The organism is Streptomyces sp. NPDC057654 (assembly GCF_042800135.1).
Taxonomy (GTDB): domain Bacteria; phylum Actinomycetota; class Actinomycetes; order Streptomycetales; family Streptomycetaceae; genus Streptomyces.
Genome location: NZ_JBHVHQ010000765.1, coordinates 1 through 4,181 on the forward strand (window position 1 = coordinate 1; position 4,181 = coordinate 4,181).

A 4,181-nucleotide genomic window follows, 5' to 3' on the forward strand; every position below is an offset into this window, starting at 1 on the left:
CCAGCGTACGGCGGGGCGGTACGGCCGGGGCGGCGGCGGAGACGTCGGCATCGGTGGTCGAGGGCATCGTGGTCCATCGGGCGGTTGCGGGCGGGGGTGCGCGACGGACGTACGGGCCCGGCAGCAGACGGGCAGGCTACCGCCCCCGCGGTCAGCGACCGCGCAATCGGCGCACCAGGATGCTCGCGTCGCCCCGCGACTCCAGGTCGGCGAGGACGACCGCGACGGCCTCGCGCACGATGCGGCCGCGGTCGACGGCGAGGCCGTGCTCGCCGCGCAGCACCAGCCGGGCGTGTTCGAGGTCCATGAGCTCCTCGGCGGAGACATACACCGTGATCTTCTCGTCGTGGCGCTCGCGGCCGCTCGGGCGGCGGTTGGCGGCCCGGGCCCGGCGGCGGGCCGCCGCGGTGGAGCCCTGCTCGGGCTGCGGCTGGCGGCCCTTGGGCCGTTCCTGCCCGGCGGCGGGCGCGGGGGCCGTACGGCGCTCGGCGGACGTGTCCTGGCCCTGGCCCGTGCCCGGCGCGGCGGCGGCGTCGCGCCCGCCGTGCTCGGGCTCGGCGGCGCCCGGCCGGCCGGCGGGCCGTTCCCCGGCGCCGTTCGCGGCCTCGGGCCGCTCGGCGGCGTCGGGTTCGGCGGCCGGTCCCGGCACCCGCGGCGGCTGCTCGCCGTTCGCGGGCCTGCGCGGCGACGAGGGCTGGAGCGCCGTGCCCCCGGTGGTGCGGAACAGTTCGTCGGCGCCGGGCAGACTCACTCGGCGTGACACCGGGCGAGCACCTCCCTGGCGAGCTGTCGGTAGGCGGCCGCGCCGACGGAGTTGGACGCGTACGTGGTGATCGGCTCGCCCGCGACCGTGGTCTCGGGGAACCGGACGGTGCGGCCGATGACCGTGTGGTAGACGTGCTCGTCGAACGCCTCGACCACGCGGGCGAGGACCTCGCGGCTGTGCACGGTCCGCGAGTCGTACATGGTGGCGAGGATGCCGTCGAGCTCCAGCTCGGGGTTGAGCCGCTCCTGGACCTTCTCGATGGTCTCGGTGAGCAGCGCGACGCCGCGCAGCGCGAAGAACTCGCATTCCAGCGGCACGATGACCTTGTGCGCGGCGGTGAGCGCGTTGACGGTGAGCAGGCCCAGCGAGGGCTGGCAGTCGATCACGATGTAGTCGTAGTCGGCCATGAGCGGCTTGAGGGCCCGCTGGAGCGTGGACTCGCGCGCGACCTCGCTGACCAACTGCACTTCAGCGGCTGACAAATCGATATTGCTGGGCAGCAGGTCCATGTTGGGCACGGCCGTCTTCAGGAGGACCTCGTCGGCCGCCATGCCCCGCTCCATGAGCAGGTTGTAGACGGTGAGGTCGAGCTCCATCGGGTTGACGCCGAGGCCGACGGAGAGGGCGCCCTGCGGGTCGAAGTCGACGAGCAGCACCCGGCGTCCGTACTCCGCGAGGGCCGCTCCCAGGTTGATGGTCGAGGTGGTCTTGCCGACCCCGCCCTTCTGGTTGCACATCGCGATGATCTTCGCGGGGCCGTGGTCGGTCAGCGGTCCCGGAATGGGGAAGTACGGGAGCGGACGGCCGGTGGGGCCGACTCGCTCCCGGCGCTGTCGGGCTGCGTCGGGGGCCAGCGTGGCTGCGTACTCCGGATCGGGCTCGTACTCGGCGTCGGGGTCGTAGAAGTGCCCCTGGGGGACTTCGTCGTAGTCGGCGAGACGGGCGGAGTCCGTGCCGCCGTGGTCGCCGGCCATGGCGTTCACGTGGGGGCCATCCATGCTCTGGTGGGCTGTGGTCGTGCTCTGCGCTTCGAAGGTGTGGACAGCGACGGAGCCGACAGCCTGGAACCCCGAGGCGCTCTGGCCCTGTGCAGGCATTCCTGGTTGACCACCCCCGGGAGCAAATGTCGACTCATTCACAAGTCGTCCTACCTCCTTGGTGACCAGGAAACATCTCGATAGGTCAGCGTGGCACCATGCCGACGGTGGCCGACTCTATGGCGTGTCGGCCTTCCGCAGCAACACAATCCGCCGGAGACGGCACGATGTGTCGGCAATCGAACACCCCTCTGTCAAGGGTGTACGGAGCGCGATCCGGAGATTTCGCGGGTGGAGGAAACGGCGTGAAACGGCCCGGCCGGACCTCGTTCCGCAAGGTCCGGCCGGGCGCGTCGCGTTGACCGGTGAGGCTCGCGCGTCAGGCGAGGAGGGTGCTCAGCGCCACATGCGGCAGATCGTGCGCCTCGGCGACAGAGGCGTAAGTGACCTGGCCCTCATGGGTGTTGAGACCCTTGGCGAGGGCGGCGTCGCGGCTCAGCGCCTCGCGCCAGCCGCGGTTCGCCAGCTCCACGATGTAGGGCAGCGTGGCGTTGGTGAGCGCGTGCGTGGAGGTGTGCGGGACGGCGCCCGGCATGTTCGCGACGCAGTAGAAGACCGAGTCGTGGACCGGGAAGGTCGGCTCGGCGTGCGTGGTCGGCTTGGAGTCCTCGAAGCAGCCGCCCTGGTCGATCGCAATGTCGACAAGGACACTTCCGGGCTTCATCCGGGAGACCAGCTCGTTGGTGACCAGCTTGGGGGCCTTGGCGCCGGGGATGAGCACCGCGCCGATCACGAGGTCGGCGTCGAGGACGGCCTTCTCCAGCTCGAAGGCGTTGGAGGCGATCGTCTGCACCTTGGTGCCGAAGACCTTGTCGGCCTCGCGCAGCTTGTTGATGTCCTTGTCGAGCAGCGTGACGTGGAAGCCCATGCCGACGGCGATCTGCGCGGCGTTCCAGCCGGAGACGCCGCCGCCGATGACGACGGCCTTGCCGGCGGCGACGCCGGGGACGCCGCCCGGCAGCACGCCGCGGCCGCCGGCCGCGCGCATCAGGTGGTACGCGCCGACCTGCGGGGCGAGCCGGCCCGCGACCTCGGACATCGGGGCGAGCAGCGGAAGCTGGCGGTTCGCGGTCTCGACGGTCTCGTAGGCGATGGCGGTGGTGCCGGACTCCAGCAGGGCGTCCGTGCACTCCCGGGAGGCGGCGAGGTGGAGGTAGGTGAAGAGGGTCTGGCCCTTGCGGAGCCGGTGGTACTCCTCCGCGATCGGCTCCTTGACCTTCAGCAGCAGGTCGGCGGTGGCCCAGACCTCGTCGGCCGTCTCCAGGATGGCCGCGCCCGCGGCGGTGTACTCCGCGTCCGTGATGGAGGAGCCCACTCCGGCGTTCCGCTCCACGTAGACGTGGTGGCCGTGGCGCACCAGCTCATGGACGCCGGCGGGGGTGATGGCCACGCGGAATTCATTGTTCTTGACCTCGCGGGGGATGCCGACCTTCACGTCGATCACGGTCCTTGTATCGGAGAATGACAGGCTAATCCGGATATGCCACGGCACACCAGAGCAGACCGCGGCGTCCGCGGCGCGGCCAGTCTAATGAAGGATCTCGTGGTGTCTAGCCTTGCAAAGCACTAATCTTCACTAGATGAGCTACTGATTTCGTAGGTCGAGAGCGGTTCTCCGCCTTCCGCTTCCCCTACTGGGCCCAATGGGGCCCCGAGCAGCGCCTCCGCCCCGGCCCGGTGCACTCCGGCCGCGGCCGGGTCGCCGAGCCGCTCCAGGGTGTCCGCCAGCCGCAGCCGCACCGCCGCCTGGAGCCGGACGTCGCCCGCCTCGCGCGCGTACTCCAGCGCCTCCTGGCAGGTCCGCAGCGCCTCCTGCGGCCGGCCCGCGTACTCCTGCACCCGGGCCGTCTCGCTGAGCGCCCGCGCGTGGCCGGGCAGGTCCCGCAGCCTGCGGCAGGCGGCCGCCGCCGCCCGCCAGTCGCGCAGCGCGTCGCCGAAGCGCCCGGCGTAGACGTGCACCGCGCCGAGCCGCCCGTACAGCCGCGCCTCGTCGGCGAGTTCGCCGCGCGTCAGCCGCAGCTCCAGCGCCCGCCCGTACCAGTCGGCGGCCCGCTGCCAGTCGCCCATCTCGTGGTACGAGGCCGCGATGGACTCCAGGGCGCGGCCGGTCGCGTACGGGTCCCCGGCCTCCCGAGCCGCCACCAGCGCCTCCCGGTAGCGGACCAGCGCGCCCTCCGTACGCTCCGCGCGCGCGTCCAGGTCGCCGAGGTTCAGCAGCGCCGCGGCCTTCTCCATCGGCATCCGGCGGCGGCCCGCGACGTCCAGGACGAGCTGATGGAGGCCGTAGAGCTCCGGGGCGGCCTCCTCCGGGCCCTGAT

The 4,181-nt window shown here is 72.0% G+C and carries 4 protein-coding genes; all 4 read right to left on the reverse strand.

Translation table 11 applies throughout. The annotated features are described in order from the left end of the window. Nucleotides 1–151 precede the first annotated feature (151 nt). Complete coding sequence (locus ACFU99_RS35350; RefSeq protein ID WP_384400219.1) at nucleotides 152–763, reverse strand: hypothetical protein; 612 nt, start codon at nucleotides 761–763, stop codon at nucleotides 152–154. Then, complete coding sequence (locus ACFU99_RS35355; RefSeq protein WP_384400222.1) at nucleotides 748–1,863, reverse strand: ParA family protein; 1,116 nt, start codon at nucleotides 1,861–1,863, stop codon at nucleotides 748–750. Before ACFU99_RS35355 ends, ACFU99_RS35350 begins: the two co-directional genes overlap by 16 nt. 319 nt (nucleotides 1,864–2,182) lie before the next feature. Beyond that, nucleotides 2,183–3,307, reverse strand: coding sequence for an alanine dehydrogenase (gene ald / locus ACFU99_RS35360; protein ID WP_384400225.1), 1,125 nt, complete (start codon nucleotides 3,305–3,307; stop codon nucleotides 2,183–2,185). A 122-nt stretch (nucleotides 3,308–3,429) separates the two neighbouring features. Continuing rightward, nucleotides 3,430–4,181, reverse strand: a 752-nt coding sequence (locus tag ACFU99_RS35365; protein WP_384400228.1) for a tetratricopeptide repeat protein, incomplete at its 5' end; no start/stop codon positions are given.